Origin of the sequence: Rhodococcus sp. 3258, assembly GCF_031456475.1 — a bacterium.
Taxonomy (GTDB): domain Bacteria; phylum Actinomycetota; class Actinomycetes; order Mycobacteriales; family Mycobacteriaceae; genus Rhodococcoides; species Rhodococcoides fascians.
Window position 1 is genome coordinate 1,429,350 of sequence record NZ_JAVDUT010000001.1, and the last position, 26,829, is coordinate 1,456,178.

General features: G+C 64.3%; 27 protein-coding genes. 11 read left to right on the top strand and 16 right to left on the bottom strand.

Going from position 1 to position 26,829, the window contains the following annotated elements:
- The first annotated feature begins 138 nt into the window (after positions 1–138).
- The 8 genes from J2X62_RS06650 to J2X62_RS06685 are packed head-to-tail and all read left to right on the top strand — an operon-like array spanning position 139 to position 7,137.
- A complete protein-coding gene (locus J2X62_RS06650) occupies positions 139–1,005 on the top strand; it encodes a BtpA/SgcQ family protein (RefSeq protein WP_230592013.1) in 867 nt (288 codons plus the stop codon).
- A gap of 3 nt (positions 1,006–1,008) precedes the next feature.
- Entirely contained in the window at positions 1,009–1,905 is an 897-nt protein-coding gene (locus tag J2X62_RS06655) for a carbohydrate kinase family protein (RefSeq protein ID WP_204857764.1), read from the top strand.
- Complete coding sequence (locus J2X62_RS06660; protein WP_027495431.1) at positions 1,902–2,915, top strand: substrate-binding domain-containing protein; 1,014 nt, start codon at positions 1,902–1,904, stop codon at positions 2,913–2,915. Before J2X62_RS06655 ends, J2X62_RS06660 begins: the two co-directional genes overlap by 4 nt.
- A 4-nt stretch (positions 2,916–2,919) precedes the next feature.
- Positions 2,920–3,705 carry an ATP-binding cassette domain-containing protein gene (locus J2X62_RS06665; protein ID WP_032392130.1) on the top strand — a complete coding sequence of 262 codons (786 nt, stop codon included), beginning with the start codon at positions 2,920–2,922 and terminating at the stop codon, positions 3,703–3,705.
- The gene (locus tag J2X62_RS06670) at positions 3,702–4,736 is read left to right on the top strand and encodes an ABC transporter permease (RefSeq protein WP_032374888.1); all 1,035 of its coding nucleotides are present in this window, start codon (positions 3,702–3,704) and stop codon (positions 4,734–4,736) included. Before J2X62_RS06665 ends, J2X62_RS06670 begins: the two co-directional genes overlap by 4 nt.
- Complete coding sequence (locus tag J2X62_RS06675; protein WP_310178896.1) at positions 4,733–5,758, top strand: phosphotriesterase; 1,026 nt, start codon at positions 4,733–4,735, stop codon at positions 5,756–5,758. Before J2X62_RS06670 ends, J2X62_RS06675 begins: the two co-directional genes overlap by 4 nt.
- Positions 5,759–5,767: 9 nt before the next feature.
- Positions 5,768–6,520, top strand: a complete 753-nt coding sequence (locus J2X62_RS06680) for a glutamine amidotransferase (RefSeq protein ID WP_167326420.1) — start codon at positions 5,768–5,770, stop codon at positions 6,518–6,520.
- Positions 6,517–7,137 (top strand): TenA family protein, encoded by a 621-nt coding sequence (locus tag J2X62_RS06685; RefSeq protein ID WP_204878336.1) that lies wholly within the window; start codon positions 6,517–6,519, stop codon positions 7,135–7,137. The genes J2X62_RS06680 and J2X62_RS06685 overlap by 4 nt, the downstream gene beginning before the upstream one ends.
- A gap of 68 nt (positions 7,138–7,205) precedes the next feature.
- On the opposite strand, the gene J2X62_RS06690 is transcribed toward J2X62_RS06685, so the two are convergent.
- From J2X62_RS06690 to J2X62_RS06720, 7 genes are all read right to left on the bottom strand, one after another.
- On the bottom strand, positions 7,206–7,646 hold the full coding sequence (locus tag J2X62_RS06690) for an Hsp20/alpha crystallin family protein (RefSeq protein ID WP_027495425.1): 441 nt from the start codon (positions 7,644–7,646) through the stop codon (positions 7,206–7,208).
- Between the two features lie 174 nt (positions 7,647–7,820).
- Positions 7,821–9,218: an MFS transporter gene (locus J2X62_RS06695; protein ID WP_027495424.1), complete on the bottom strand. Its 1,398-nt coding sequence runs from the start codon at positions 9,216–9,218 to the stop codon at positions 7,821–7,823.
- Positions 9,219–9,376: 158 nt separating this feature from the next.
- Positions 9,377–10,036 carry a bifunctional 4-hydroxy-2-oxoglutarate aldolase/2-dehydro-3-deoxy-phosphogluconate aldolase gene (eda, locus tag J2X62_RS06700; RefSeq protein ID WP_310178907.1) on the bottom strand — a complete coding sequence of 220 codons (660 nt, stop codon included), beginning with the start codon at positions 10,034–10,036 and terminating at the stop codon, positions 9,377–9,379.
- On the bottom strand, positions 10,033–11,445 hold the full coding sequence (locus J2X62_RS06705; protein WP_310178910.1) for a mannitol dehydrogenase family protein: 1,413 nt from the start codon (positions 11,443–11,445) through the stop codon (positions 10,033–10,035). Before J2X62_RS06705 ends, eda begins: the two co-directional genes overlap by 4 nt.
- Positions 11,442–12,377 carry a sugar kinase gene (locus J2X62_RS06710; RefSeq protein WP_032400513.1) on the bottom strand — a complete coding sequence of 312 codons (936 nt, stop codon included), beginning with the start codon at positions 12,375–12,377 and terminating at the stop codon, positions 11,442–11,444. The genes J2X62_RS06705 and J2X62_RS06710 overlap by 4 nt, the downstream gene beginning before the upstream one ends.
- An 8-nt stretch (positions 12,378–12,385) precedes the next feature.
- On the bottom strand, positions 12,386–13,591 hold the full coding sequence (manD, locus tag J2X62_RS06715; protein ID WP_032374833.1) for a D-mannonate dehydratase ManD: 1,206 nt from the start codon (positions 13,589–13,591) through the stop codon (positions 12,386–12,388).
- The gene (locus J2X62_RS06720) at positions 13,588–14,634 is read right to left on the bottom strand and encodes an alcohol dehydrogenase catalytic domain-containing protein (protein ID WP_310178917.1); all 1,047 of its coding nucleotides are present in this window, start codon (positions 14,632–14,634) and stop codon (positions 13,588–13,590) included. Before J2X62_RS06720 ends, manD begins: the two co-directional genes overlap by 4 nt.
- A gap of 119 nt (positions 14,635–14,753) precedes the next feature.
- On the opposite strand from J2X62_RS06720, the gene J2X62_RS06725 reads away from it, so the two are divergent.
- Complete coding sequence (locus tag J2X62_RS06725; RefSeq protein ID WP_032400455.1) at positions 14,754–15,467, top strand: GntR family transcriptional regulator; 714 nt, start codon at positions 14,754–14,756, stop codon at positions 15,465–15,467.
- Between the two features lie 69 nt (positions 15,468–15,536).
- Here J2X62_RS06725 and J2X62_RS06730 read toward each other — a convergent pair whose 3' ends face one another.
- A complete protein-coding gene (locus J2X62_RS06730; protein ID WP_310178921.1) occupies positions 15,537–16,706 on the bottom strand; it encodes a thiolase family protein in 1,170 nt (389 codons plus the stop codon).
- Positions 16,707–16,799: 93 nt separating this feature from the next.
- On the opposite strand from J2X62_RS06730, the gene J2X62_RS06735 reads away from it, so the two are divergent.
- Positions 16,800–17,270 (top strand): helix-turn-helix domain-containing protein, encoded by a 471-nt coding sequence (locus tag J2X62_RS06735; RefSeq protein WP_310178924.1) that lies wholly within the window; start codon positions 16,800–16,802, stop codon positions 17,268–17,270.
- Between the two features lie 217 nt (positions 17,271–17,487).
- Here J2X62_RS06735 and J2X62_RS06740 read toward each other — a convergent pair whose 3' ends face one another.
- Positions 17,488–18,078, bottom strand: a complete 591-nt coding sequence (locus J2X62_RS06740; RefSeq protein ID WP_063216447.1) for a LysE family translocator — start codon at positions 18,076–18,078, stop codon at positions 17,488–17,490.
- Positions 18,079–18,130: 52 nt separating this feature from the next.
- On the opposite strand from J2X62_RS06740, the gene J2X62_RS06745 reads away from it, so the two are divergent.
- Positions 18,131–18,685 carry an ABATE domain-containing protein gene (locus tag J2X62_RS06745; RefSeq protein ID WP_057474386.1) on the top strand — a complete coding sequence of 185 codons (555 nt, stop codon included), beginning with the start codon at positions 18,131–18,133 and terminating at the stop codon, positions 18,683–18,685.
- A 417-nt stretch (positions 18,686–19,102) separates the two neighbouring features.
- Here the strand turns inward: J2X62_RS06745 and J2X62_RS06750 are convergent, their stop codons facing one another.
- The 7 genes from J2X62_RS06750 to dcd all read right to left on the bottom strand — a co-directional run bounded on the left by J2X62_RS06750 (position 19,103) and on the right by dcd (position 26,722).
- Positions 19,103–20,182, bottom strand: coding sequence for a fused (3R)-hydroxyacyl-ACP dehydratase subunits HadA/HadB (locus J2X62_RS06750; RefSeq protein ID WP_032367071.1), 1,080 nt, complete (start codon positions 20,180–20,182; stop codon positions 19,103–19,105).
- 83 nt (positions 20,183–20,265) lie between these two features.
- Positions 20,266–21,210 carry an Hsp70 family protein gene (locus J2X62_RS06755; protein WP_052067101.1) on the bottom strand — a complete coding sequence of 315 codons (945 nt, stop codon included), beginning with the start codon at positions 21,208–21,210 and terminating at the stop codon, positions 20,266–20,268.
- A 161-nt stretch (positions 21,211–21,371) separates the two neighbouring features.
- The gene (locus tag J2X62_RS06760) at positions 21,372–21,659 is read right to left on the bottom strand and encodes an ANTAR domain-containing protein (RefSeq protein ID WP_027495414.1); all 288 of its coding nucleotides are present in this window, start codon (positions 21,657–21,659) and stop codon (positions 21,372–21,374) included.
- A gap of 150 nt (positions 21,660–21,809) precedes the next feature.
- Positions 21,810–22,877, bottom strand: a complete 1,068-nt coding sequence (locus J2X62_RS06765; protein WP_310178937.1) for a hypothetical protein — start codon at positions 22,875–22,877, stop codon at positions 21,810–21,812.
- 82 nt (positions 22,878–22,959) lie between these two features.
- A complete protein-coding gene (locus J2X62_RS06770; RefSeq protein ID WP_032369581.1) occupies positions 22,960–24,399 on the bottom strand; it encodes a CYTH and CHAD domain-containing protein in 1,440 nt (479 codons plus the stop codon).
- Positions 24,400–24,484: 85 nt separating this feature from the next.
- The gene (locus J2X62_RS06775) at positions 24,485–26,038 is read right to left on the bottom strand and encodes an Hsp70 family protein (protein ID WP_310178942.1); all 1,554 of its coding nucleotides are present in this window, start codon (positions 26,036–26,038) and stop codon (positions 24,485–24,487) included.
- A 105-nt stretch (positions 26,039–26,143) separates the two neighbouring features.
- Positions 26,144–26,722 carry a dCTP deaminase gene (gene dcd, locus J2X62_RS06780; RefSeq protein ID WP_027495411.1) on the bottom strand — a complete coding sequence of 193 codons (579 nt, stop codon included), beginning with the start codon at positions 26,720–26,722 and terminating at the stop codon, positions 26,144–26,146.
- Between the last annotated feature and the right edge of the window lie 107 nt (positions 26,723–26,829).

A 26,829-nucleotide genomic window follows, 5' to 3' on the forward strand; every position in this document is an offset into this window, starting at 1 on the left:
ACACAGTAGAGGTAATCGTTTACATAAACGACTCAAGAATTCCTTGACACGACCCGGTGCCGATCGCCTACGGTGCATACATACGAGGCAATCGATTACATCGCCTTGGTCGACGCCCACACCAGAGGAGCTCCTTACGTGAGTACGTCCCCGTCGGATCCGAACCCCTCAGCTTCGCTGGGGGTATTTCCGACAAAGCCGTCGGCGCTGGCCGAGATGTTCACCTCCGCACCCGCACTCATCGGCGCGATCCACCTACCCGCACTGCCGGGCAGCCCGCACTACAAGGGCCAGCCCGTCTCCGAGATCGCAGGCTTCGCCGTGGAGGAGGCGCACGCGTACATCGACAACGGATTCGATGGCGTCATCGTCGAAAATCATTGGGACATACCCTTCCTCAAGCCCGGAGAGCACGGATACGAAACAGCGGCCAGCATGGGCGTCGTCACCGCCTCCGTCGTCGGTGAGTTCGGCAGCAGAGTCGGAGTATCAATCCTGTCCAACGCGGGCGAATGCGGCGTGGCCGCGGCGTGGGCCGCCGGAGCAAGCTTCGTGCGGGTCAACCAGTGGGCAAACGCCTACATCGCCAACGAGGGATTCATCGAAGGCCAGGCAGCCAAGACCACCCGCTTTCGCCACCGCATCGGTGCCGACCCGGTCAAGATCTTCGCCGACGTGCACGTCAAGCACGGTGCCCACGCCATCGTTGCCGATCGCACGATCGCCGAACAGACCGAGGACGCAGAATTCTTCGACGCAGACGTGCTCATCGCAACCGGCTCGAGAACCGGTGACGCCGCCTCGGTCGACGAGGTGTCGGTCATCAAGAACAACACGGTCCTCCCCGTCATCATCGGATCGGGAATCACGGCGGCCAACGTCGCCGACCTGATGAACGAATGCGACGGTGCCATCATCGCTTCTTCGGTGAAGGAGAACGCACGCTGGTGGGGCCGGGTCTCCGGCGAGAAGGTTCGCGACGTGTCCCGCGCAGCCGGGAAGTAGACGATGATCGTATTTTTCGGCTACGCCAACAACGATGTGACGGTTCATGTTCCGCATGTTCCGACCCTCGGAGAGAGGGTGCAGGCCACGACGATCGAGTCGATCGACGGCGGCATGAATGCCAACGCCGCAGTGTCGGCAGCCCGCATGGGAGCCCGCGTCGCGTTCGCCGGAGCGGTGGGCCCGGACATCCGATCCTCCGAATTCCTCGCGGCCCTCGAACGCGACGGAGTCGACACCAGCTGGGCACCGCGCGACGCATTCCTCTCCACCGCAGTGGTTCTCATCGCCGACGGCGGGGACCGATCGATCATCAGCCAGGACGACGCCAACGACGCAGGCAGACTACGCACGGTCCTCGACAAGCTCTCTGTCGACGGCGGACGCGTGTTCCTCGACGGCTACCGCGCATCGATGCTCCCACCCACGCTCCCCGACAACGTAGGCCTCGCCATCGACCTCGACGGCTGTGACGACCTCGACGCCGCACTGCACGCATTCGCCCTTGCCGACCACGTCATCGTCGGACGCAGTCTGTGGCAGAACAGCTTCGGCATCCCAGCCGAACGGTGGCCGATACTGACCGCCGAGCACGACACCCACCTCGTCGTCACCGACGGCGAACGCGGGTGGACCCTGGTCACACCCTCGGGTGAGACCATCGCCGAACCGGCAGTACCGGTCGACGTCATAGATGCCGTCGGAGCCGGAGACTGCTTCTGCGGCACCTACATCGCCTTCATCGACGCGGGCGAACCCCCGATCCACGCAGCCCGAATGGCGGGAATCTCGGCAGCACTCGCCTGCGCCACAGCCGGACCACGCGGATGCCCCACGCCGACCGAACTCACCGACTTCACGACCACGCTCGCCACTGTCGACCTTCAGGAGACCCGATGATCAAACGCGCACTCCCCCTCGTTCTCGGTGCCGCACTCGCGCTCACCCTCACCTCGTGTGACTCCGCATCCAGCAGCGACACCGCGGGCGGAACCGACGCAGCCGCGTCGAGCATCCCGGATCCGAGCCGCGTCGCCAATTCGTGCGACGGCAAGAACGGCACCCTCAAGGTCGGTCTCGTCACCATCAACCTGCAGGCCCTGTTCTTCAACCAGATCAACAACGCAGCCCAGAAGATCGCCGACCAGACCGGCGTCGAACTGCAGATCATCAGCGGCAACGACGACTCGGTCAGCCAGGCCAACGCTTTCGACAACCTCATCGCCTCGGGCGTCGACGCGATCATCGTCGATGCCATCGACACGGACGGCATCAAGCCCTCGATCGTCAAGGCCGATGCTGCGGGCATTCCGGTCGTCGCCGTCGACGCCACCGTCGACGATCCTGCCGTGGACACGCAGGTCGGCACCGCCAATGCCGAAGGCGGCGTTCAGATCGGCGACACTCTCACTGCGTTGGCGGACAACACCGGCACCGTGGGAATCGTCGGCGCACTCAACAGCACCATCCAGCTCGAACGTCAGAAGGGCTTCACCGATACCGTCTCGGCGGCCGGGATGACCGTCGGCACCGTGGTCGACGGCCGCAACATCCAGGAGAACGCGCAGACCGCAGCCGAGAACCTGCTCACCGGCAACCCGGACATGCAGTACGTGTACGCCACCGGGGAGCCTGCTCTGATCGGATTGGTCGCCGCGGTGAACAGCCAGAACGCCCAGGACCGAATTCAGGCCGTCGGCTGGGATCTGTCCGATCAGGCCGTCTCCGCTCTCAACGCAGGGTGGCTGAAAGGCGTCGTGCAGCAGAACACCTTCGAGTTCGGCTACGAGGCCATGAATGCCGCCATCGACCTCGGCTGCGGACGGACCGCACCCGCTGACATCCCGGTACCGACCCAGATCGTCACTCCGGAGAACGTCGGCGACTACATGTACTACCTGGAGAAGTAGCCCTATGGCACAACAAGACCTGACGGTCGCGCCACTGATCGAACTCTCGGGAATCACCAAATCGTACGGCCCGGTGAAATCGCTTCGCGGAGTCGACCTTCGACTCGCCCGCGGCGAAGTACTCGGCGTCGTCGGAGACAACGGCGCCGGCAAGTCGACGCTCATGAAAATCCTTGCCGGTGCCGTCCAACACGACGGTGGCGAGATGCGCGTCAACGGAGAACCCGTGCGCTTCTCGACACCGCTGGACGCACAACAGAAGAAAATCGGCATCGTCTACCAAGACCTCGCCCTGTGCGACACCCTGGACGTCGCAAGCAATCTGTTCCTCGGCCGCGAGCCACGCAAGGGGCCGTTCCTCGATCGCCACGGGATGCACGAACGTTCCGCCAAGATTCTGGCGGACCTGCACGTGAAGGTGAAGTCGACCTACCAGGAGATCGGGCAACTCTCCGGTGGGCAACGCCAGACGGTAGCCATCGCACGCGCGGTCTCGTTTCGACCGGACGTGTTGATTCTGGACGAACCCACCGCCGCTCTTGCTGTGGCAGAGGTGGAATCGGTTCTGAAGCTCATCACCGACGTCGCAGCCCAAGGCGTCGGAGTCATCCTGGTGACGCACCGCCTACAGGACCTGTTCCGGGTCTGCGACCGCATCACCGTCATGTACGAGGGGCAGAGCGTCGACGATGTTCCGATCGGCGATCTGAACATCGAGTCGCTCGTCGGATTGATCACGCGCACGCCGGTTCCCCAGCGTTCACCCTCCTCGCCGGAAGGCCGCCCATGATCACCGTGGACAAGAAAGCCCAGCCGACCGTGGAGAAACTCGCGGCTCGCCCGACTCTGTGGCAGCAGACCAACAAACCCACCCTGGCCATGCTGGCGGTCACCGTCGCAGTGGCCCTGGTGTTCTCGGTGACGACGTCCTCGTTCTTGACCTTCACCAACATCTCGAATCTCGCGACGCAGATTGCTCCGGTGCTCATCATCGCCGTTGCCATGACGTTCGTGATCACCACCGGTCAGATCGATCTGTCGGTCGGAGCGACCGTTGCCTTCGTCGCCGCGATGAGTGCCGAACTCATCCAAGCCGGCGTCGACTCCTCGGTGGTGTTCGTCGCGGCACCACTGATGGGCGCAGCATGGGGCCTGGTCAACGGCTGGCTCGCCGCGTATCAGGGCATTCCGCCGTTCATCGTCACCCTGGCAACCCTGTCCATCATCCGCGGCATCGCGTTGTACAGGACCGAGGGCTTCTCGGTGCCGATCACTCCCGGTACCGCCTTCGCGAAACTGGGTACGGCGTCGTGGCTGGGCTTTTCGGCAAGCGCTTGGATCGCTCTGGCCGTCGTGATCGTCGGCGCTGTTGCGCTCAATCGCACACGATTCGGCCGCTACGTCACCGGAATCGGCTCGAACGTCGAATCCGTCCGACGCTCCGGCGTCAACACCCGTCGCGTGCTGATGATGACCCTGGTCTTCACCGGGCTCGCCGCGGGCATCGCGGGCCTATTGATCGCTGCACGACTCGGTTCGGGATCGGCCAACTCCGCCAATGGTTTCGAGCTCACCGTCATCACCGCAGTGGTGTTGGGAGGCACCAACCTGTTCGGCGGCCGGGGAACGGTCATCGGCACCGTCATCGGTGCAGTGTTGACCGGCATCATCGCCAACGGTCTGACGCTACTCGGTGTGAGCCCGTTCCTGACACCGATCATCACCGGTGTCGTTCTGCTCGTTGCCATCTGGATCAACATGCGCGGGCACTCTCTGGCTTCGCTGTTCAAGCACCTGCAGAGCGCACCGGGTAAGCAATGATCGTCCAGACCGTCACCGGGCCGATCGACTCCAGCGAACTGGGACTGGTGCTACCGCACGAGCATCTGCACAACGACGCCTCGACCGCGTATTCCGAAGCTGCCGACCCGGCTCTGGCGCAGTTGCTGTCCGGTCCGGTATCGGCGGACCGCGCCTGGCTGCTGCACGACAACCCGTACCACAGCGCAGACAACTGCCGAGTGGACGACGCGGCGGCCGTACTCGACGACCTGAAAGTGTTCGCGGACAACGGCGGTACCACGGTCGTCGACCTCACGCCGCCGGGCATCGGGCGGCGACCCGAGATCCTCGAGCACTACTCACGCGAGTCCGGAGTACGCGTCGTCATGGGTTCGGGCTGGTATCTCGAACCCACGCACCCGCCCGAGGTTACCGCGCTCGGTATCGACAACCTCGCGGCCCGGCTCATCGCCGAATTCACCGGCGACGGGCCGCGGCCGGGGGTGATCGGTGAGATCGGCGTTTCGCCGTCCTTCACCGACGCCGAGGCCAAAGCACTGAGAGCCGCCTGCATCGCCCAAAAAGAAACCTACGTCCCCTTGTTCGTCCATCTCCCGGGCTGGCAACGCAGAGGACATCAAGTCCTCGACATCGTCGTGGACGAGATGGGTGTCGACCCGGCAGCTGTGGTGCTCTGCCACATGGACCCCTCGGGCGACGACCCCGACTATCAGTGCGCCCTCGCCGATCGCGGAGTCTTCCTCGAGTTCGACATGATCGGCATGCCCTTCGAGTTCGCAGGCGAGGGCCAGTCGCCGTCGCCCGCCGATACCGCGTTCGCGATCTGCGGCCTCGTCGGCGGCGGCTATCGATCCCAGTTGCTGCTCAGCCACGATCTGTTTCTCAAGTCGATGCTCCGCAAGTTCGGTGGCAACGGATTGGCCTACGTTCCAGTCTCTTTCGCAGCGCGGCTGGTCCGCAGCGGAATGGACGCACACCACGTCTCCACGCTCATGCAGGACAACCCCAGGTCGCTCTTCGAGAGCGCCGGAAAAGGATAGAGAACCACCATGGGTAAGAAAGTTCTGATCGCCGGCGAAAGCTGGATGACCTCGTCCACCCACGTCAAAGGCGTCGACGAATTCACCGTCCATTCCTACGTCGAAGGGGTCGGACCCCTGCGTGACGCACTCACCTCGCGCGGGCACGAAGTGGTTCACATGCCCGCGCACCTCGTTCCCACACAATTCCCCGGCACGGCCGAGACCCTGTCCGAGTTCGACGTCATTGTGCTCTCGGACATCGGAGCCAATTCGATTCAACTCGCGCCCAACGTGTTCGACCGCTTCCAGGCCGGCGACGACAGGCTTGCCGCACTGCGTGAGTGGGTGAGCAGCGGAGGAGGACTGATCATGATCGGCGGGTACCTGTCGTTCTCCGGTTTCCAAGCGCGCGCCGCGTATCGGCAGACTGTGCTCGCCGACGTATTGCCGGTGACACTGCTGGCCGAAGACGACCGAGTCGAGGCTCCCGGCGGAATGGTTCCCGATGTCGTCGACAGCACGCACGCCGCACTGGGTGCCAGCGGAACACAGTGGCCCGCCTTGCTCGGTTACAACCGAGTGGTGCCGAAGGAGGGCGTTACCGTGCCCGCCACCATCAATGGAGATCCGCTCGTCGCGGTCGGCGAATACGGCTCGGGCCGATCCGCGGTCTTCACCTCCGATTGCTCGCCGCACTGGGCCCCGCCCGAGTTCTGCGAACAATGGCCCGGTTACACCGACCTGTTCGACGGCTTGATCACGTGGGTTGCCGGCGCGTGACCCGCTCGCAGCAACTCGTCGAGCGTCAACAGCCCAACCTCGCTGCTGCTCAGCAAGTTCGGTTCATCGTGCAATCGACGGACGGATCACTCTCCGACGAGGACTTTCGAAGGTACCTGGTGATCGAGGAGGCGTTCGTACTCACTGCAGTCCGCATTCTGGGGCTGGTCGTCGCGGAGTCGACGTCATTGGACGACGCGTCGGATCATGTGATGTCGATGTCCAACCTCGTCGGAGAACAGCGAGCGTACTTCGCCGGTCTCCGCGAGAAGTTTCCGTTCGACGGCAATACCGAAGAGTTGATCGCGAGCTCCTCGGTGTTGTCGGACTATGCCCTCGGACTCGCGCAGCGAGAAGGTAGAAGTGCCGCTCTGGTAGCGATGTTCGCTGCCGAGACTCTGTACTTGTCGTGGTGCCGAACTGCGCTGACGTTCTCCACCGAACGCGAACCGGCACTTCAAGAATGGATTGCCATGCACACCCGGTCGACCTTCGTCGCTCAGGTCGACGCACTGGCCCATGAAGTCGACCGCATGGACGCCGTGGACGACGAGACGCTCGACAGGTGGTTCGAGGGGATGCTGGCCGCCGAAAACGAATTTCACAACGCAGTGTGAGTGCCTGCGGCAGTGGTGCGGTTATGTGCCCTGGGCGGCGCATTGCCGCACCACTGCGCGAAGCGCACTCAGCTCTTCTGCGGCTCGATGGTCTTCTGCGTGTTGTCGTGAGCGATCTCGATCTTGCGCGGCTTCGCCCGCTCCGCCAGCGGGATGGTGACCGTCAGGACGCCGTTGTCGTAGGAGGCAGAGATCTTCTCCGCGTCGACGCCGTCTCCCAGGGAGAGTTGCCGACGGTACGTTCCGGCGAACCGCTCCGACGAAAGCCACTGCACACCATCACTACTCGGAGCGGTGCGATGCGCCGTCAGAGTGAGTGTGCCGCGGTCGATGTCGACGTCGATGGAGCCGGGATCGACGCCGGGTAGGTCTGCGTTGAGTACGTAATGGTCGTCGAGCTTGTACAGATCCATCGGCATGAATCTGGGCGCACGGTCCGAACCACTGGTCGCGCCGAGCATGCCGGCAGCAATGGAGTCGAGGTCACGGAACGGATCGAAGCGAAGCACAGCAACCACCTCCTGTACGACGAAGCGTCCGCCCCTGTGGCGGGCCGCCCTTCACTGTGCAGAACCCAAATTAGCACTCTCCACCGGAGAGTGCCAATAGGGTAGTTCGATTTTTTGTGTCCAATTGTGTTGCAGTGGTGCAGCTGTGGGCTCAACTGCACCACTGCGGACATCTCAGGCTGCGTCGGCCAGTCTGACGAGATCGCGCCCCTTGGTTTCCGGTGCCAGGTAGGCCGACACCAGCGTGATCGCGGAGTAGATCACGAGCATCGCCGCGATGGGCCACCAGCTACCGGTCCACGCGGTGAGACTGGCCGCGAGCAGCGGTCCGATGGCGGTGGCGAGAATGCCGCCGATCTCCTTGGACAGCGCGAGCTGCGTGAATCGGGTACGTGCGCCGAACAGCTCCGCCATCGTCACGCTTTCGAGCGAGAACAGGCCCAGCACACCGAGGTTCAGAGCAAGAACCATTGCGACGACGAGGGCTACGGTGTTGCCGCTGGTGACCATCAGCATCAGCGGGAACGCCAGGATCATGGTGAGCGCACTGAGCACCATGTACATCGGACGGCGGCCGAACTTGTCGCCCAGGATTCCGATGATCGGAATGGTGGCGAACCCGATGAGCGAGCCGTAGACGATCGCGCTGGTGGCGATGGAACGATCGATCAGCAGCGTCGACGCGATGTAACCGACCAGGAACGTCTGAATCAGTCCGGAGTTGCCCGCCTGACCGAAACGCAGACCCAGCGCGATGAAGAACGCGCGCCCCTTCTTCTGCTTGAGACCGGACTCGAGAACGCTGACCTTCACGTCCTCGTCGGTCTTCTCGATCTCGTCGCGCGAGAGAGCCACACCGTCGACCACGTCGGCACGCTCCTCGAAGACCGGGCTTTCCTTCAGGTTCGAGCGCAACCACACCGCGAAGATCATCAGGAAGAAGCTCGCGAGGAACGGCACTCGCCAGCCCCAGCTCAGCAACTGATCCTCGGACAGGACAGCGAGCAGCAGGGCCCAGATAGCCGACGCCGCAAGGGTTCCGGAGTTGGTTCCCAGAGAGACCAGCGATGCGATGAGGCCTCGACGCTTGTCCGGTGCGTATTCGACCAACATGACCGTCGCCCCGGCGATCTCGGCTCCGGCGCCGAATCCCTGGATGAGGCGAAGGGCGACGAGCAGGATCGGTGCCATGATGCCGATCGCGTCGTACGTCGGCAGTGCACCGATAAGGGTGGTGGATGCGCCCATCATCGCAATGGTGATGAACAGGACCTTCTTTCGACCGATCCGATCGCCCATCCGGCCGAAGTAGATGGCACCGACCAGGCGGGCCACGTAGCCGACTCCATAAGTGGCCATGGCGGCGATCAAGCCGATCGCCGGGCTCACGTCGGGGAAGAAGATGCGATTGAAAACGATCGCGGCGGCGAGCGAATACAGCTGGAAGTCCATGAACTCCATTGCCGTACCCAGCCAACCGGACATCGCCGCCTTGGTGAGGTCTTTAGTGCTGCGAGTCGGGACGGCGGTGTTACCGCGATCGTCCGTCGACTCGTTGGTGTCCTGTGACATCCGAAGCTCCATTGCTGGTGATGATCGATGAGTTCATGATGCGAGTTCGCCGCGGCCTCCGCGAGACCTGTGCCTCATCGAGGAGGGTTGGTGGCGCTCGCCACAGTGATATACAAGCACTGTTATACCAATACGTCAATGACCCTTCGCGAACCGAACTACGCGGTGCCGAGCGCACTCGCAGAACGGGCCAGTTCCTCTATCGCGGCCCAGTCCCCCGCCTGCACCAATGAGCGCGGCGTGAGCCAGCTACCGCCGACGCACACCACATTCGGCAATGCCAGGTAGTCGACAGCGTTCTGCGGAGTGATCCCGCCGGTGGGGCAGAACGTCAAGTGCGGCAACGGGCCTGCCAGCGCGCCCAGTGCCGCTGCGCCACCCGAGAACTCGGCCGGGAAGAACTTCATCTCGGTCGATCCGGCCTCGGCAACGGTCATCGCCTCGGTTGCAGTCGACACGCCCGACAGAACAGGCACCGGTAGCGTGCGAACCGCGTCGAGCAGACCCTTCGACGATCCGGGTGAGACCAGGAACCTCGAGCCGGCATCCACCGATCTCATGGCATCGTCGCGGTTCAACACCGTTCCCGCGCCGATGACCACTTCCGGCACGTCCGCAGCGATCGCCGCAATGGCACCGAGCCCGGCCTCGGACCGCAACGTCATCTCGATGATGCCGATGCCGCCCGCATAGAGTGCACGCGCCAGCGGCACTGCGTCCTCGACCCGATCGATGACCACCACAGGAATCACCGGGCTCACGCGCAATACGTCGCGAGCGGTAAGGCTTTCGCCAGAAACAGTGGGTTCGAAGGTCATACGAGTACTCGTTTCCACTCGCCGAGCGAGTTGGTCCGTAGGAAGTCGGTCCACGCAACGACCTGCGTGCCGAACGGTGACGTGGGCCCGAGATCGGACCCGAAGATGGACTCGACAGCGAGCAGGTCCGACGCCGACCCGGCCCGGGTCAACTGCGCCGACAACGGATCGTCCAGTGCACGTCCGGCTTCCGTCTCGGCCAGAACGAAGGCGCACCAGGCTGCGACGGCAAGGGCGAGCATGTCCGTCGAACCACCGGCGTCTGTGGCGTCCCGCACGGTTCCGAGTAGGCGCGGTCCGAGCTTCTGCGATCCGTCCATCGCCACCTGCCGGGTGGTGTGTTTCAGCGCCGGATTGGCGAATCGTGCGCGGACCTCGTTGCCGTAGCCGACAGCGTCCATTCCGCCGGTCGTCGTCGGTGCCACGTCTCGGAGAACCATGGCCCGGCAGATCTCGTCGAGCTCCGGATCCTGGACCGCCTCCGCGATGGTGTTGTGTCCAAGCAGAATTCCGAGGTAGGCCAACACCGAGTGAGTGGCATTGAGGACGCGCAACTTCATGGTCTCCCACGGCTCCACGTCGTCGACGAACTGCACGCCCACTCGATCCCAGGCCGGACGCGGACCAGCGAAATTGTCCTCGATCACCCATTGCCGGAAGGGCTCGCACACCACCAGGGCATCGTCGCGCAGTCCCGTTCTTCGTTCGTTGTCCGCCCTGTCCTCATCAGTGGTAGCCGGCACGATTCGATCGACCATGCTGCTGGGGAATGTGACTCGACGCGAGATCCATTCGGCCAGGCCGTCGTTCATGCCGCGGGCCTCGACGAAAGCACTGACGAGTTCGGACAGAATCCGCCCGTTCGACGGTAGGTTGTCGCAACACAACACCGTGAGAGGCGCATCGCCCGCCATGCGTCGAGCCAGGCCCGCCACCAACTGTCCGGCAACGGTGCGCGGCGGCCTGCCGGCCAGATCCGCCGCGATCTCCGGATCGTCCAGGCGCAATCGACCCGACGCGGGGTCGAGTCGATAGCCCTTCTCGGTCACCGTCAGCGTGACGATGTGCGTTGCGGGATCGGCGATGGCCTCGACCACCGCGTCGGGGTTCGCGGCTGCGTTCCGTACGGCGAGCATCGAACCGACGACGGTCGCCGTCGTCTCCTCGGTTCCCTTCTGCACCAGGGTGAACAACCCGTCCTGTGGGGCAAGCTGTTCCACCACGGTGTTACTGCGCTGGGTGAAACCGGTGATGCCCCAATTGGTCTCACCGGTCAGCAGCGCCGCCTCGGAGGTGAACGCGGCCTGATGCGCCCGATGGAATGCCCCGACGCCGAGATGCACGATTCCGCTGGCGGTGGGACGAACGACCTCGGCGGTCGCATCGGACAATCGCGTGGCCACCGTCATGTCGTCACTCGTTCTCTGTGACGTCGGATTTCGGACAGCGGTGCGATGAGACCAGTGCCGCCCCGCCCGCCGACGCTCAGCGATGCCGCAGCAGCTGCCATGGCCGCCGCCTCGCGAAGATCGTCGCCGAGAGCGAGACGCGCCGTCAGGGTGCCGGCGAACACATCACCGGCACCGGTCTGATCGATGACCTCGAGCGCGGGGATCACCGGCTGGTGCGACGTCCCCGCAGCGGTGAAGATGCTGGACCCTTCGGACCCTCGCGTGACCACCACGGAACGTGCACCCCAGCTCATCAGGAAAGCTGCAGCAGCCTCCGGTTCGGTTGTGCCCAGGAGCAATTCGATCTCGCTCGGTGCCGATGGCACCATCACCTCGGTACAGGGAGCAACGCTCTGCAGGAATGCGCGGGCCTCGTCGGCCGTGGTCAACCTGGGGCGAAAGTTGGGGTCGTAGACGAATCTGCCCGAGCGCTGCGCCGCGTGCAGCATCGTGCGGGCGAGCGTCGGCGACAGTGCCGCAGCGATTCCGCCGCCCAGCACGGCACCCGCCTGCTCGATCACACCCTCGGGCAGGTCCGCCACATCGAGCTGACTGCCCACCGATCCGGATCGGGCATAGGAGAACTGGCGATTCCCCTCCGGATCGATGTGCAGGAAATAGACACCCTGCTGTCCGGGAACTCGCCGAATGTAGGTGTCGTCGATACCGAGTTCACGAATACGCCGACAGACGGCATCACCGAGTTCGTCGTCGGATACCCGCGCGATCAGCGCTACCGAAGCACCTGCAGCAGCGGCCGCGGCACCTGCGTTGACGACGTCTCCCGACACCCCGAGCGCAGCACCTACTCCGTGCCGGAAGGCCTCGGTGGTCGAAACCTCCACGAGGGGCTCGCCGAGCAGGACGACATCGAATTGCGTTGTGGTCATGTGGCGCTTCACCAATCGTGCATGCTGCCGTCGAGACGGCGATTGACGGGCAGATACTTGGGGTTGTACGGGTACTTCGCGGCGGCCTCTTCGTTCACCTCGACGCCGATGCCCGGCTTGTTTCCCGGGTGCATGAAACCGTCGGTGAAGGTGTAGCTGGTCTGGAACACATCGCCGGTCGGGTCGACGTGACCCATGTACTCCTGCACGCCGAAGTTCGGGATCGACAGATCGACATGCAATGCGGCTGCGAGGGAGACGGGCGAAAGATCGCCCGCACCATGAGATCCGGACCGAACGCCGTAGAGATCCGCCAACGAGAAGATTCTGCGCAGATGGGTGATGCCGCCGGCGTGTGAGACCGACGCTCGGATGTAGTCGATCCACCGGTTGGTGATCAGATCCTGGCAGTCCCAGATCGAGTTGAAGATCTCGCCGACGGCGATGGGGGTGGTCGTGTGTTGGCGAATGGTGGCGAAGGCACTCTGATCCTCGGCTGGAGTGGGATCCTCGATCCAGAACATCCGCATCTCTTCGAGGTCGCGACCCAGGCGTCCGGCCTCGATCGGACTCAGACGGTGATGCACGTCGTGCAGGAGATGGAAGTCGAACCCGTGACGTTCGCGCACGGCACCGAGCATCTGCGGTGCGAACCGCATGTACGGGGCGGTATCCCACGAATCTTCCTGCGGCGCAGCGCCGGATGCGGGTTCGTAGAAGCCGTCGACCGGAATTCCGTAGGTCTTCTTGAGACCGGGAATGGCCGACTGGGCACGAATTGCTTTGTAGCCCTTGTCGAGATGCGCTTGGACGTCGTCGAGCATCTCTTCGATGCTACCGCCGCTGGCGTGCCCGTAGACCATGATCCCGTCTCGTGCAGCACCACCGAGGAGCTGGTAGACCGGCATATCGGCGGCCTTGCCCTTGATGTCCCACAGTGCGACGTCGACGGCTGCGATGGCCGTCATGGTCACCGGCCCACGTCGCCAGTAGGCACCCTTGTACAGGTACTGCCAGATGTCTTCGATCCGATGGGGATCGCGTCCGATCAGGAGTGGCGCAATGTGGTCCTTCAAGTACGACTCGACTGCGAGCTCGCGTCCGTTCAGCGTCGCATCACCCCACCCGACGATGCCCTCGTCGGTGGTGATCTTGAGCGTGACGTAGTTGCGGCCCGGAGCCGTCACGATGACGGTGGCGTCGATGATTTTCATTGCGGTCCTTGCGAAGTGGTGTCGATGACGATCTTGAGCTGGGTGGGGTCGGTGAGCGCGGCCTCGAGCGCTGAGGCAGATGCGGCCAACGGGTACGTCGATGTGACGAGCGCCGCGAGGTCCACTCGAGCCGATCCGGCGAGTGCGATCGCGTCGGCGAATGCCGAAGGGCCGTAACGGAAGCACCCGCGGATGTCGAGCTCCCAGCGTTGCACTGCCCCGATCGGGAATTCGGCAGACGCGCGTCCGGGCACGCCGACGAGCGCCAGAATTCCTGCCGGGCCGAGTGAGCGTGCCGCGTCGGCAATGGCTCCGGGATGTCCCGAGCAGTCGAAGGCGATGTCGAAAGCGCCTTCCGGCAGTGCGTCTTCGCCGGAACGCAACGTCGTGGTGGCACCCAGCGCTGCCGCGACCTCGAGCCGAGCGGGTGCGACGTCGGTGATGGTTGTCTCCGACGCGCCCAGGGCAATGACCGTCTGCAGAACCAACAGACCGATGGGCCCGGCACCGGTGATCGCGATGCGCTTGCCCAGCACCGACCCGACCCGTGCGGCAGCCCACGCTGCGACGGCCAGGGGCTCGATCAGCGCAGCGACGTCATCGCCGATCGAATCCGGAAGTGGGTGCGCGAATTCGGCTGCGAGAACGACGGATTGCCGCAGCAGTCCGTGGTTCGGTGGGGATCCGAAGCAGACGACGCTGGGGCAGACGTTGTAGTGACCGCTCAGGCTCAGCGGTGAGGTGCCGTTCGGAATCGCGGGTTCGATGGCCACTCGCTGGCCGATCCGGTCCTGGGACACGCCCGCGCCGACCTCGGTGACGACCCCGAATCCCTCGTGGCCCAAGACGGTGGGCTGCGTCAGCGAGTTGGAGCCGTTGCGGCCGTCGGCGTAGTAGTGCAGGTCCGAGCCACACAGGCTCACGCCGTGCACCTCCACCCTGACCTGGCCGTCGCCGACCTGCATACGGTCGATTTTCTCGATCCGCAGGTCACGTGGACCGTGCAGGACGGCTGCCTCGTCGTTGCCGCTGATCACTGCCATCGCTGTAGAGCCTCCGCCGTAGTGCCTTGAATATCAGTACTACCATACTAGTGACGGGCAGCACTTCGTCAAGGCTTCGGCCCTGTGGGTCACCCACGAGGTCACGTTAGTCTTGACCGGTGAGCACACAGAGCAGCAGGAAAGTCACCGCACGAGAGCGGGCGTACCGAGAATTGCGCCTGCGCATCGTGTCGCTGACGCTCCCCCCGGGTAGCCCGCTGTCGGAGAACGACCTCGCCGAGCAAATGTCCGTGAGCCGCACACCCGTCCGCGAAAGCCTGATCCTGCTGGCCGAAGAGGGTCTGGTTCAGGTCTTCCCACAACTCGGCACCTTCGTCTCGCGGGTCGACACCGACCGTGTTGCCGATGCCCAATTCGTCCGGGAGGCAATCGAAACCGCGTCATTGAAAGACGCAGTCACGTCTCGCTCGGACCAGGACCTCTCTGCGTTGCGCGCCAATCTGGCAGCGCAGGCCGAGCCTGGAATCGACATGGACCAATTCTTCGAGTTGGACGAGCAATTCCACCAGCTACTCCTCGCAGCCGGAGGACATTCCGCCGCATGGCGATCCGTCGAATCCGCGAAAGCTCATCTGGACCGAGCCCGACGACTCGGTCTGCGCGACACCCGTCCCATCCCCGACCTCATCGAACAGCACACCGCAATAGTCGACGGCCTCGAAGCCCGAGACTTCGAGGCCGCGGCCCAGTCGATGCGCGAGCACCTGCGCGCCGTGTTCGCCGACGTCGAATACATCAAGAGCAAGAGCCCACACCTGTTCTCCAACAGCAACGAACGCCCGACGCGCAAAGTCGTCTCCAGCTGGGAATGAGTGCGGCTGCGCCGCAGTGGTGCGATTATGTGCCCTCGAGAGCACATATCCGCGCCACTGCCGCAGGCATTACAGGCGTTCGATGATGGTGGCGTTCGAGAGCCCGCCGGCCTCGCACATCACCTGTAGGCCGTAACGCTGCTCGCGCTCGGCGAGCGCGTGGACCATGGTCGTCATGATTCGGGCACCGCTGCCGCCGAGCGGATGGCCGATGGCGATGGCCCCGCCGTTGACGTTGACCTTGTTCATGTCTGCGCCGGTTTCCTTCGCCCAGGCGAGCACAACCGACGCAAAGGCCTCGTTCACCTCGAACAGGTCGATATCGTTCATCGTCAGCCCGGCTTTGGCGAGCACCTTCTTCGTCGCCGGAATGACTGCGGTGAGCATCATCAACGGATCGTCGCCGACCACCGCGAAGCTGTGCAGCCTCGCCATCGGAGTCAGGCCGAGTTCCTTCGCTTTCTCACTGGTCGTGATCATGACGGCCGCACTACCGTCGTTGACCTGACTTGCGTTGCCTGCGGTGATGTTCCAACCGATTTCCGGGAACCGCTGCGCCATGGCGTCGCTGTAGTAGGCCGGTCGCAGTCCCGCCAGCGCATCGAGTGTGGATCCGGTGCGGATTCCCTCGTCGCGGTCGAGCCCGCGGATTGCGGTGATCTCCCGCTTGAAACGCCCCTCTTCGGTGGCTGCGGCAGCTTTCGCATGACTCGACAGAGCGAACTCGTCCATCTCGGTACGGCTGATACCCCATCTCGCCGCGATCAATTCGGCACTGATGCCCTGCGGCACCAACCCTTCCGGATACCTCTCGATGAAACGGACACCTGCCGGATCCTCGGTTCCCACCAGGTTCGACCCCATCGGAATGCGGCTCATCGACTCCGAACCGGTAGCCACGGCCAGATCGTAAGCACCGGAGATCACGCCCTGTGCGGCGAAATGTATTGCCTGCTGGCTACTTCCGCATTGCCGATCGACGGTGGTTGCGGGTACGGATTCCGGATAGCCCGCCGCCAGCGCCGCGCGCCGAGTCATGTTCGACGCCTGATCCCCTACCGCGGTGACAACTCCGCCGATGACGTCGTCGATCTGGATCGGGTCTATCCCACTGCGCTGCGCTACTTCCCGCAGGCTGTGGGCCATCAGGTCGACTGGATGCTCGGGATGCAACGTGCCGTTCGCTTTGCCCCGCCCGACCGGGGTTCTGACTGCCTCGACGATGACTGCGTCTCTCATGACGGCTCCTTGTCCGATCGATCCGGTCCTATCGGATCGCTGACACCACGGTACGAGCTGGCTATAGTTTTGTAAAGTCAGTAGGATCGTGGCATGCCCCTCCACATGGACGGCCCACTGTCCGATCTCGACAGCTGGACAGCAGGTGACCGTTGCTCCATCGCACGCGCGCTGTCGGTGGTCGGCATCCGATCGACGATGCTGATCCTGCGCGAGGCGTTCTACGGAACCACCCGCTTCGATGACTTCAGCCGACGCGTCGGCATCACCGACGCCAGCAGTGCGGCCCGACTCAAAGAACTGGTCGACGTCGGAATCTTCGTCAAGAAGCCCTACCGCCCCGAAAAGGGCAGAACGCGCTACGAATACGTTCTGACGAGAATGGGCGAGGATCTGCTGCCCGTCGTACTCGGATTGATGCAGTGGGGCGACCAGTACCTGCAACAAGACGACGGACCGCTCGACGTCGTCGATTCCCGAGGCGAGCCCGTGCGCGTACGCGTCACCGATGGCGACGGTTCCGAAGTGCCGATGAACGAGCTGCGAGTACGCGTTGCCGGATGATTGCCGGGCCGACGCGTAGCGTGTCCGCGATGGACGATGAATCGTGCATCGAAACCGAGGACGACCCGCGGGCACAGTGGCGACAACTACCGGAGCCGGTGGAACCCACCCATGAGGGCCAGACGCTTGAGTCCGACACTTCCATTTGGGACCACAAACCCAAGAACGACCCGAGCATGGACATCGTTCGCTGACTTGCGCAAGTGCCTTCTTCGGGTCACAGCGCCTCGACGGCGAGTGCGACTCCGATACCGATGAACAGGACTCCGATCACTCGGTTCCAGGATGTCGACTTCGACGAACCACCGGTCAGACGGCCCACAGCCGCGGTGACCACCGCCCAGACCACCAAACCGATTGCCACATCCACGATTCCGAGTAACCCGATCTGCAGGGGAAGCGGTCCGTCGGCATCGACGAACTGCGGCAGCAGCGCGACGAAGAACAGAATGGCTTTGGGATTGAGCACGTTCGTCACCAGACCCATGCGAAACCAGCGCACGTCGGACGTCGCACCCCTCTCCGACGACGACTGTCGCAGTGCGGCAGTACCGAGCCACACCAGGTACAGACCCCCGAGAATCTGAATGATGCTCAGCGCCATCGGTGATCGTGAGATGAGCAGTGACAGCCCCACCACCGCAGCGATCATGTGCACGCACAGTCCGGTCTGCGCGCCGAGGCCCGCTCGCCACCCGGCACTACGGCTGCTCGCTGCCGCCCGGGCCACCACCGCGAAGTCCGGACCGGGTATCGCGTAGGCCAACAGCACAACACCGAGGAACGGTAACCATTGGATGTCCGTCATCGTCTCGACGGTATCTGATGCTTTTCGATAGGTAAACCGTTAGAATCAGCGAATGGACTGGAACTGGCTCGGCGACCACTTCGCGCTCGACGTGGTCAACACCGTGCAGTTGCAACGCGGCACCTACGTCGAATTGATCGCCTCCGCCGCCGATCTCTGGGAATGGGCCGAGCTACAGGGTGCCCGGGTGCCCGAAACAATCCCCGACGATGCCGACATCGACACGTTCCGGCTGACGCGAGATCACATGCTGGCGCTACTGCGGGCGGTGGCGTCGGACATGGAAGTTCCGGGAGACAGCGTCGATCACATCGACGACATTGCCCGACGCCATCCGGTGACCCGTCGGCTCGATCTTGGGGGCGGCGGTGGCGTCGGACATGTTGTGGGGACGTCGGATCCGGTCGACGTGATACGCGCCCGTGCAGCGTCAGCGGTCATCGATCTACTGAACGGACCGGATCGCGCACGATTGTCACTCTGCGACGCTCCGCGATGCGGTCAACTGTTTCTGCAGGATCGACCCAATCAGCAATGGTGTTGCAGCGCATGCGGAAATCGAGCACGTGCGGCACGACACCACGCAAAGGAGAAGCGCGGATCATGAACAGTTCAGTACGCCAGGTGGCGCAGCCGACACATCTACGCCCCCAGCAGCAATCCACACCCCCCACACGGGGCGTAAATTCCGAACAGGGGCGTAGATTGCGACCCCACCCACACATCCACGCCCCCACCCACACATCAGCTCCCCACATTCGGAAACCCGACGCCGATCGGAGTCAGAAATCCGAAACCGTGGAGCCGATACGCGGCAACAAGCTCAGCCCACACATTTACGCCCCCAGCAGCAATCCACACCCCCCACACGGGGCGTAAATTCCTAACGGGGGCGTAGATTGCAACCCCCACCCCCACCCACACATCCACGCCCCCACCGACACATCAGCTCCCCACATTCGGAAACCCGACGCCGATCGGAGTCAGAAATCCGAAACTGGGGAGCCGATACGCGGCAACAGGCTCAGCCCAATTGCACTGTCGCAGTAGCGCGGTGGCCGAAGATTCGCTTGCCCTCGAAGGTCGCGCCGATCGAGATGACGGCCGTACGGGACTCCTCGTCCTTCGACTTGATCTTGCCGCCGAAGACGATTTCGGCCGGCTTGTGTGTGTCCACCGGGATCGGGGTGGTGAATCGAACGGTGTAGTCCTTCACCGCGCCTGGATCGCCGAGCCACTCGCTGATGAATCCGCCGCCGACACCCATGGTGAGCATGCCGTGCGCCAGGACGTTCTCGAGATCGATCATCTTGGCGAACTTCTCGTCCCAGTGGATCGGGTTCGCGTCACCGGCGACACCGGCGTAGTTCACCAGATCTCCGCGAGTCAAACGCACAGTGCGCGTGGGCAACTCGTCTCCGACATTGACCTCGTCGAACTTCCGAGTGGGCTGACCCCGGTACTCCTCGACGATGAGCGGCTCGTGTTGCTGCGGAGTGGACAGGGTGTCGTGCTCACTCGCCTCGGCACTGCTGGTGTCGGTCGTCGCACCGAACATCACGATGTTGCGAGCCGCCTCGGAGATGGCCGGATCGATCTCGCCGGATCGCCCCACGAGCAGCGTGGTGTACGTGGTCTGCACCAGTTCGTTCTTCTGGTTGGACACGACGTTCTTGGTGATCATCATGTCTCGACCCATGACCGTCTTGAACGCGTCGAGGGAAACATCGCAGGTCAACTGGTCACCGGCCAGAATCGGCTTCTGGAACACCAGTACCTGATCGGTCTGCAGAATCTGGCTGAGGTCGTATCCCTCGGCGATGGACTGCAACAGCTTCTTCTGCGCCAGAGTGCCGACCAACGACATGAACGTCAGCGGGGCCACCAGAGCGCTGTGGCCCAGCGCTGCTGCGGCATCGCCGTCCCAGTGGGCGGGGTGGAAATCCTGAACGGCACGGGCGTACTCGCGAACCTTCTCGCGGCCCACCTCGTAGTAGTCCTCGGTGCGGTAGTGATACCCGACCATGCTGCGCGCGTGCTCCGCCGGGTCGAATGCTCCCGCATCGGATGCTGCTGCGCCGGACTCCGCTACCTGCTCTGCCACTGTTGCCCCACCGTCTCGTCCCTACTGTTCATCATTACCCGAGCAACCTACCCAACGACGACGCACGTTGGCCAGGAAGGGGCTCAGGCAGAACGGTGCCGCGGGGCGTCCCGGTACCCCACCATGCCCACCATCGCGGCCGGCTCAGTCAGCACCGACGCACTGCTCATCGCGCCGCGCGGACGGTGTTGGCGCGACGCGACCGCATCGATCGCCATCAGGGCCGCCCCGTGCGCAGTGAGGGACTCGGGATTGGCAGGCGCGACGACGGGCAACATCAGATCGCGGCGAAACATCCGACGAAGCGACGGCAGGTTGGCGCATCCGCCCACCATCACCAACGCATTCACGGCGCAGGGTGCGTCGACGATGATGCTGGCCACCCAATCTTCCAGCGATCGGATACTGCGCTCGAGGACATCGTCGAACGTGTTGCGCCACAAGCGGACCGGCCCGCCGACGAACGGCCCGGCGACCTCGGCCACCCGCAGGCGTGACAGCTGTTCGCGTGCCGTGCGAACGGACACCAGCAACTCCGCGCGCGCCCGTTCCGAGGCCAATTCGTCTGCCCCGTAGACGGACAGGAGGTAACGCGAGATCTGGGCGTCACACCCGATCCCGCCGAACAACGTGGTGCGGACCGAACTGTGCACCGCTCCCGTGGCAGGGTCGGCGATGGACACGGTGGTTCCCGACGCTCCGATGTCGCACACGGCCACGGTGCGCGCACCCTCGAGCATCCCCGTGCCGCGTAGATACCGAAGTTGTGCCCCGAGCTCCGACGCCACCAGCAGACGATCGGCCTCGTACGTCGAATATGCCGACGTGCGTCCGCGCGCACCGGGATCGTCCGGGACGGCGAGAACGATGTCCGGTCGATCCACCATCTGATCCCGCGACATCGAATCCAACAGATCGAGCGCGACCTGCAGATGGTCGTCGGGATCGAACGATCGCACGACGTGCGCAGAACGTACCGACTCGTCCGACGTATCCAGGGCTACACCCCGGGCAATGGCTGAACCCACCGAGACACCAAGGACAGATCTCATGTTCCCTCGACTCGCCTAGCTACTCCGACCTGGCGATCGTAGCGCCTCGAACCGTCGAGGAGTCGGTAAATGCCCTGTTCTATTCAACTTTCGGTTTGTTTTGGGATTCGTTACAACAACTCGGGCGACGAATTGGGTCAGGCGACGTGCCCGAACCCGTCCCGACGGTCGGCGAGCAACGAGCCCCACTCCTCCTGCGCCGACGACATCGCGGCACAGCCCACGCCGTTGTCGGAGTCCATTCCTCGTGCCGCAGTGACGATGGACCGAGCCGACTGCACGAGAGAAACATCGAAACGGAAACTGTGCGCTGCCAATTCGGCGAACGCCTCATCCGGACTGCAGCCGCGCAAGGCAATGAGGACACCCACCGCCCTGTCGATGGTCGTGCGCGTCACCGGTTCTACTGCGGATTTGTCGGTCATCGAGAACTCACCGTCTACTGGTCGATCACCCGATGGTAGCCAGGCTCGAGCAGAAGTTCAGGTGTCCGAGTCGAATTCACACACCTGTCACACCACGGACTTTTCGAAGTAGCGAACCCGCTCGCTCACAACGGATTATCGATGAAATCGTCACTCGGCCGGTTCGGTGACAGGTGGTTCCTCCGTCCGAGGCGCGGGCTCGGGATCCGTCGGCCCCGAAGGCTCCGTGGGCTCCACGGGCTCGGTCGGCCCCGTGGGCTCCGTCGGCTCCGTGGGCTCCGTCGGCTCCGACGGACCCGGTTCCGTGGGATCGGGGACGTCCGTATCGGTGGGAGCTGTGGTTTCGTCGTCGGTCGGCGGAGTCTCGGTCTCGGGCTTCGAGTTCTCTGTTTTCGTATCCCGACCACCGGGGGCGGAATAGCCGCCACCCGAGTTCTCCCGTCCCGTCGACGACGAACTCGGTGCGTTCGACGTCGCACTCGGGGCCGCCGCCGAGACCGCGTCGATCCAGATGTCGCCCGACCCGGAGCCGACGGTCGACACATCCAGAACACCCGCGCCGATCGGTGGAACCGCGGACGGCCCAGCCACAGGAACAACCGGCCCGGCGCTCGACGCCGGCCGACCGGGCGCCGATGGGGCGATGCTGGAATCTGCGGTATCGAGTACTGCGTCCTGAGTCGGCGCGGGTGAGGAGAACGCCCACACGGTTGCGCCACTCAGAGCAGCCAGCACGGCCACACCCAATCCGACCATGGTCCATCGAGATCCCCGCGACGCAGCATCGAATTCTCCGGCCCGATCGTCCAAGCCGGGTTGCCCCGCAGCGATCTCGTCACCCGGCGGACGGCCCGTCCTGGACGCGGCACCGACGACGGCGGCGGCCACGTCCAACGGGTACTCGTCGGGCAACCGCGGATCGTCCATCGCCAATACCTCGACGTCGACGACGCGGTGGTCGGCCAGCGCGGCCCGAACGATCTCGCCGTGCAGAAGGTTGTCGCAGACCACGGCGGCACCGTCGACGATCAGGTCTCGTTGAGCTGCCTGTACACGCATGATTCCGAGAACCGTCGCAACGGCGTCACCGATTCCGCCGGGGGCAGCGGCGATCGACACGGGTCGCGAGGTGACCGGGCCCAGACCGGGGAGATCGGTTTCGACCAAGACGGCCGAGATCTCGTCGGTTCCGACGTGAACGCCCAACGCAACGGACATACCCGTCGACCCCCCTACTCGATTCGGCCTCACAGTACACTTCGAGGGCCTAAACGGGGAAAACGACGGTTTGTGTGCGGGGTCAGAACTCCAGCTTGCTCGCCTCGTCACGAGCCAGTTCGGCTGCACGGCGCTCACGCTCGAAGAGGAGTCCGAACGTGAACCCGTTCTCGCCGGAGGTGGTTCCCGCTCGAGCCCCGAGGGTGCGCAGAATCTCCGCCGCGATGACGGCATCCTGATGCTCGCCCAGAACTTCTTGAATCTGCTTGTATCTCTTGATATTCGACTTGGACACCTTCTTGTCCACGACGGGTGCCACCAACTCGGCCGCATACCGAGCCCGCTTCGAGGCCTTCCTCGCGCGGTGCAGTTGCTCGTCGTCGGTGCCTCGCACAGCCTTCTCGGTGCGGTCTACGGCCTTCTTACCGGCCTTGCGCGCCAGCTTGATCAGCAACCGCTCGCTCACCTCGCCGTCGATCGGCAATCCCCTCGACCAGGCAGCCACGGTCGTGAGCAACTCTCGATACCGTTCGCCGTCGAGCTCCGCCATCGCAGCTTCGCGGTGGCGGATCTGCTCGGCCAGCAGGTCGTTCTCGATGCGCGACGCCACCGGGCCCAGAACCAGTTCCGACGGAAGGTCTCGCAGCGCCGCTGCAAACCGCGCCCGCTGCACCTGCCGATCTCGCACCTCGCCGAGCAGGCTTGCATACCAAGACAATTCGGCTTCGAGTGCGGCTGCGGGCTCGTCCTCGAACACGCTGCCGAAGACGCGAAGCGTACTCCGATAGCGCCTGATGGCCACCCGCGTGGAGTGAATCGGATCCAGTCCGCGGCGCAGATACACGTCGCCGGCCACGATGGCCTGCGCTTGCTCGTCGAGATAATCGACGAGCAACCGAAGCCCGTCGTGCGCCGGCTCCTCCCGAACCACCGACAGCGCACGATTCAACTTGGACGGATGTGCCGACGGCGTCGCACCCGACGCGCGAAGCACCTTGCTCGCCTTCTTCAGGAACGATTCCGAGCCGGCGGGCCCGAGCTCGACCTCCACCTCACGCCACTGCGGCCCGGTCGCGCCGCCGATCAGGACGACCGACACCGCGTCGTCGGCGAATTCGGCCACGACGGCTCCGGATGCATCGGTGACGGTACGAATCTTCCGACGCGTCGTCAGGGTGGCGACAGCCGACAACTGCTTGCCCATGACCGCCCCGCGCAGTACGTCGGCCAGCTCGTCGGGCACGACCTGCGGGTCGCCGTGACCGAGTGGAAGCCTGATCTCGGTTCGTGCCTTCTCCGCAGGAACCTTTGCGTGCCAACCGTTGTCGGAGTCTCCGGTGCGTCGCCGAAGGGTGATTCCCCGACGCAGCAGATCGTGACCGGTGGTGTCGAAATACTCGCTGACCAGTTCGGTGTCGGTCTCCACCGCCGCGCCGTCGGCAGGAACGAGCGAGGTGAGGGAGGGGAACTCGAAGTCTGCATCGACATCGAACTTGTCTTCGCGCTCGGTCTGTGACTCCATACCGACCATCCTGCCTCGAGGACGCTGCCCCGTGGCGGTCGAAACCGTAGATCTATCGCCGCCACGGCGAAACGAACGGCGGTGTCTACGGTCGCCGAGGCGTGGTGATCGTGGGTTTCGTCGGGGTCGAGGCGCGAGTGGTGGTGTGCGGCACCGTCGTTGTGGTCGGTGCAGTGGTGCTCGGCGCAGTGGTGGTCGGCGCAGTGGTGGTCGGCGCAGTGGAGGTCGTGGGGTGAGCCGGAGCCGTCGTGGTGGTCGGAGCCGTGGTCGTCGTCGGAACTCGAGTGCCCTCACGCGCGGGCCGAAGGACAGTGACGTCAGGAATCGTGTGGCTTGGAGGCGGTGACTCGCCACTGTTCGGCGAGGTGGGTGCAGGAGAGGACGTCGAGACTCCGGATGTCGGAGACGTCGAGGACGACGCGGCCCCGTCCGTGGCCGACACCGAGGGCGGCGTCGACACGGACGGTGAGCCGTCCACCGCCGGCATCACAGCCTGCGATCGGGCGGAGGGCGACGCGTTCTGCGAGGTCGCGATCGACGGTTCGGGGGTGTCGTCGGTGGTCCGGGCCGCTGCCGCGACCACGGTTCCGGCCACGCACACCGCAACGAGCGCGGCGAGTGCGCCCCCGACGCGGCGGGACTTCGCTGCCCTGGCCATTCGCCTCGACGGGCTGCCGCTGTGCCGCGGACGACGGGAGGGCACGGCGGTCACGGCGGTCACGGCGGTCACGGCAGGGGCCGGTGCAGGCCTGGCTCCCACGGTCCGCGCGATCCCGGCCGCCCCACGGGCGGCCAACAATTCCGGTCGTTCCGGAACGTAGACGGGCACCGACACGGCGTCGAACAGTGTCTGCCGAACGATCTGCATGTTGGCACCGCCGCCGACTGCGACGATCGCCTCCACGTGAACGCCGCTCGCGGCGACGGACTCGAGCACGTCGACGGCTGTGAAGACTGCCGCACGAACGGCGTCGCCGATGAGCTCGTCGAGGTCGTGTCGCCACAACGACGCGCGACCGCCGACGAACGGCCCGACGACAGAGACGCTGCGCAGGATCGACAGCTGGTGTTTGCCGTCTTGCACGTCGTGCACGAGCTGTCGACGAGCTGCCACCGTCAACGCCTCCGCCGCGCCGAACGTCTCGATCAGGTGGTCGCTGAGCACACGGTCGCAGTCGTCGCCGCGGAGTTCTTCGGTGCGATGCGAGGCCAGGACGCGACCGGACTCGACGTCGACCACCGACACGCTGGTGCCGGATGCGCCGACGTCGAACAGCGCGACGCAACGCTCACCGGCGAGCACTCCGGTTTCTCGTAACGCGCCCAGCTGCGCACCCAGTTCGGATACGAGCACGATGCCGTCGGAGAAGTCCTCGCGGAAGGCCGTGTCGGGATCGCTCTCGCGGAGGGCGAGCACCGGGTAGTAGCGAGCGGACGCGTATTCGTCTGCCGTGCTGTGCACCGATGCGACGACGGCATCCCAAGGATCCGGGGCGAGACCGTTGGGCGCGGGCCCGGTGGCAACCGGTTCGAGGACGTGGAGCACCGTGTCGACACCCGAGCTGTCGCTGATCACACTGCGGACGCCACTCGACCCCAGGGAAGCGCCGAGCACGGTCGGATCGGGTACCGCGGACACGAGAAACCTCATTCTGGTAGGCCCCAACCCACGTTCGAGCACCAGAATACCGCTACAACCGGGAACTCACCAGGTTTCGTCCAAGAAAACAGACCGAACGTTGGTCTATGTCACGTCCGACTGGATGAAGTTCAGATACGCCTTCGACGGAGTGGGACCACGCTGCCCCTGATACTTGGAGCCGACCGCGGCGCTGCCGTACGGATTCTCCGAGGGTGACGACAGCCGGAACAGGCACAGCTGCCCGATCTTCATTCCCGGCCACAGCGTGATCGGCAGGTTGGCGACGTTGGACAGCTCCAACGTGATGTGACCGCTGAATCCCGGGTCGATGAATCCTGCCGTCGAGTGGGTGAGCAGTCCCAGCCGGCCCAGAGAGCTCTTCCCCTCGAGTCGACCCGCCAGATAATCCGGCAACGTCGTCAGTTCGAGAGTGGAACCGAGGACGAATTCCCCCGGATGAAGAACGAACGGCTCACCCGCTCGTGGCTCCACCAACGTCGTCAGCTCGTCCTGCTGCTGGGACGGATCGATGTGGGTGTACCGGGTGTTGTTGAACACCCGGAACAGCTTGTCGAGTCGCACATCGACGCTCGACGGCTGCACCATCGACGGATCGAAGGGATCGATCGCCAGGTTGCCCAGGGTCACTTCGGCACGAATGTCACGGTCGGAGAGCAGCACCACTGCAGGCTACTGGTCCTCACGGGCCTTACGCGAAGCACCCGAGTGACCACTTCCACAGGTACGGGCGGACCGAACAGTCGGACAATCGATCGGTCACACCTCTC